Annotated in this window: 4 protein-coding genes and 1 pseudogene; all 5 read right to left on the reverse strand. The window is 64.2% G+C overall.

All coding sequences use genetic code 11. The features are described 5' to 3' along the window. Positions 1 to 89: 89 nt before the first annotated feature. A pseudogene (locus tag ACFYPH_RS31120) lies at positions 90 to 284 on the reverse strand (cyclic-phosphate processing receiver domain-containing protein); the annotation flags it as partial. Between the two features lie 799 nt (positions 285 to 1,083). Beyond that, positions 1,084 to 1,518 carry a hypothetical protein gene (locus ACFYPH_RS31125; protein ID WP_387186675.1) on the reverse strand — a complete coding sequence of 145 codons (435 nt, stop codon included), beginning with the start codon at positions 1,516 to 1,518 and terminating at the stop codon, positions 1,084 to 1,086. A 136-nt stretch (positions 1,519 to 1,654) separates the two neighbouring features. Next, on the reverse strand, positions 1,655 to 1,858 hold the full coding sequence (locus ACFYPH_RS31130) for a hypothetical protein (protein WP_355140068.1): 204 nt from the start codon (positions 1,856 to 1,858) through the stop codon (positions 1,655 to 1,657). Between the two features lie 102 nt (positions 1,859 to 1,960). Further along, complete coding sequence (locus ACFYPH_RS31135) at positions 1,961 to 2,479, reverse strand: hypothetical protein (RefSeq protein WP_355140066.1); 519 nt, start codon at positions 2,477 to 2,479, stop codon at positions 1,961 to 1,963. Positions 2,480 to 2,553: 74 nt separating this feature from the next. Beyond that, positions 2,554 to 3,006 (reverse strand): hypothetical protein, encoded by a 453-nt coding sequence (locus tag ACFYPH_RS31140; RefSeq protein WP_387186678.1) that lies wholly within the window; start codon positions 3,004 to 3,006, stop codon positions 2,554 to 2,556. Positions 3,007 to 3,274: the final 268 nt, after the last annotated feature.

The raw sequence follows: 3,274 nt of genomic DNA on the forward strand, positions 1-3,274 counted from the left end.
AGTTCTAGCTTGGTCGCTGAACCAACTACCGGAGACCTCTTCAATTAGCGACCACCGCCACGCCCAATATCGAGGCCCTACGAAACACGGCCTAGGTCGTGGTCCAGCCACAGCTCGTCCAGACGCTGGCCCCGGTACCGCTCGAGGAGGTCAACTCCGGCGGCACTGGTACGGGCCACCTCGGCACTACGGCCATCCACGAACGAACGGAGGTCATCGACCAGGACGATCACTCGGAGGGCATCCACGCGATGATGATGCCTGGCACCGTCAGGATCCGACATCCGGATTTGCCGCTGGTAATGCGTGGCGATCGTGAACGTGCCCCCTATCAATGCGGCTGAGGGAGCCAGCGCTGGTGCCAGCCAAGGCACAGGGCAGGCTGCTTACCATCGGTCGGCGGTCGATGATCCGGTGCGGGGAGCAGGTTGGGAGCAGCGAAGCGCCGTGAACAGCCTCGAACTGCGTCCAACGGCGTCGAACTGCCCTCAACTGCACCCACCCCTGCCTGCGGCCCCACGTTGCCGCAGGTCAGAGTCGGTGTGGCGTCCTGGTTCCCGCGGAGTGCTCCGCAGTTCTGTGATGCATTCGACAACGCTCTATGTCGCCTGGTAGGGGAGTGTGTGCAGGTCAAGGCGGTAAGGAGCCGACGGTTGCCCGACCTTGCAACTGGGAGCAGGCTGGGGTGCAGGTTGGCGAAGTGGTCTCCGCGCCCGAAGTGCTCATCGACGCCGGACGGAGACGAGGGCTTTGACCTGTAGTGATGAGGTCGAGCGGTGCGGCGTGACCTTCCAGTAGAGGTCGAAGTGGTCAGGCGTTGCTGCTCCCGGGATGGCTGGCGCCGGCCGACGTCCCGGTTCGCCTAAGGCCACGTCTAAAGGCGTGCTGCAGATCGATGTGGAGCGTTGCGGGTGAGCTTGCTGGAGTGCGCCGCTGTTTCGTCATTCGAGACACCGATCCCACGGGCAACGTCCTAAGCAGGCCCTTCAGGCTGCGGACCTCTTCGGCGTGCCCGAAGCCGTCGGGGTTGTCCCTCGGAGGCGGTAGGGCAGCGTCCGCTCATGTCGATGAGCGGGTAGGAGATCATGCGCGATGATCCGGTGCGGCATAGGAGGTGTCACTGTTCGGTGCTGAGCTGAACTTTCGTGTATCGCCACGTGCCAGTACTTCTTTGATCATCGGGCGGGTGTAGGCCTTCTCCGGATCCTTCGAAGCATCGCCGCCGTGGTAATACTCGCCTTCGTCGAACGCCTCGAACACGTCAAGAAACACCTCGGGTAGCGCTGTGTCGAAGGTGGCCGTGTGGTGAGCATGAAACCAGTTGACAATCTCGTCGCACGTCCCAAACGGCAATCGGCCCTGGTCATAGCGGGTGGCCAGTTCCATGGCCAGACCATCTAGGAAGGCGTCGTAGTCGAGCCGGGTCCACGCCGTCCATCGTTCGATGTCCTCTGTTCCCGTGATAATTTCCTCGCCGCGCGCGTCCCGGCTGACGAGCTCCGTCAGCACCTCGCTCATCCGCATACGGAATTCCACCACGTACGCGACCGCCCGACGACTCTCTTGTCGATCATCCAGTAGCTCCCTGCCTCGAGTGCCGGTGAGCCGGCAGAGGTCCTGCACGCTTCTGCCGCTGATCACGCGCGACCCATAACTAGAGGTGGTCGCAGTACGGGGAGCAACGACGGCCAAGGGCGTGACCCAGGTCCCGTAGAAGAGTGCCCAGGCGCTTGACCTCTTCCGCGGTGGGCGGAGTGATGGCTGCGCCGGCCGCGATGTGCTCTCCGGCTTCGTACAGCGTGACGTACAGACCTTCGGCGGTTGCGCGGTCGAGCCGCAGAACGATGTCATCCCCCATACGCAGACCCTAATCACACGTCTCGCGGCACCGGTTGGCCAAGGCCGGGTGCGCGGATCTGTCGCTGACCACCTTGCCTGGTCGAGTTCGGAGGATTGCGGCTCATCTCAACCGGTGTCGGCGGTACTGCGGGAAGGGCTCGCCGACCTCGATCCCATTTTCGTCCAGTGCGTTGTAGATCGTCAGCCAGCCGTCGGCGAATCGCAGGCCCAGCGCCACGGTGCCGTCCGCCAGGTCGCCCCCGGCGTACTCCAGGAGCTCCACCGCCTCAAGGGGTTGCCCGCGCCGAGCAGCCAACGGCGCGGGAGCATCGTCGCACCACCGTAGGCGGAAGCCATCCGAGGTCGGCCACATCGGTGCCCGGGTCACGTCGATCGTGCACCAGGTGATCGACAGGTCGTCGAACTTTTGATGGTTGATCTCCAGGCGCTCCTCTTCGAAGTCGAGCACCACCGGGCAGTCGGCGAACCACGAATCGTCGTCGTCCTCCCAGACCACCCAGGTAGACGTCAACCTGCGGCCCACAAGGCCCCGCAGTCGCTGAGCGTGACGACTGGCGACGTCAGCGACTCCGTTGCACCAGTTTGGCTGGTAGCCGGGGATACCGAAGTTGAACGTCATCGAGGCAAGGTAGTCCTGATCCGGACAATCCTCGACGGGGTATCCGGGTCTGCTGCGAGGTGTTCACGGGCAGGTCAGTCGAACCAGTTGAACAGCAGGTCACCAAGCCGGCCCGGACGGTGGTAGGTGACATCCCGGCGTTCTTCGTCGGTTAGCAGCCGGAGGTACCGATCCTCGATCGGTTGCTCCAGCTCCGCCGCAGCGGCGACCCGCAACCCCGCTCGGCGATAGATCTCCCGGCCTGGGACGTCAGCGAACAACAGGGTGATCAGATGAGGATCTCGCGGTTGAGCTGCGGCGACCAAGGCGGCCGCGGAGTTGAGAAGGACGTACAACGGCTTGCCGTCACTGAGTCGCACACCGATTCGGTTGTAGTTTCGGCCGACTGCTGGTTCCTCGACCGAGGTGGTGACCGCACCACCGGCTCCTCTAATGCTCTCGTACACCGAGGCCAGCCATGTGGCACACGCCGCCGAGTCAGGGCGCGGCGTGGTCACTCCGGCTCGTAGCAGATCGATGATGGGCACGCAGGGCATCATCCTGTATCGCAGCGGTGTCTCTACGGCGAAGCCCGGGAACGAGCGCTTCCGTCTGAAGCCCGCGACCTGGCATCCGGATCAGCCGCCGTCCGTGCGCGCTACCCTCAGCCGGCGCCGTCACGCTCCGTGGCCAGCCTCCCGTGCCGGTCGACGTCCGGAACTGCCGATGAGGGTGTCGGCGCGAACTTCGCTGCCGGTTCGAGTTGCGCTGTGGACTCATGCTGATGCGGTTCTGTAGGTCGAAGCCCGAGTACCG

The sequence above is a fragment of the Micromonospora sp. NPDC005252 genome (assembly GCF_042872475.1).
Classification (GTDB): domain Bacteria; phylum Actinomycetota; class Actinomycetes; order Mycobacteriales; family Micromonosporaceae; genus Micromonospora.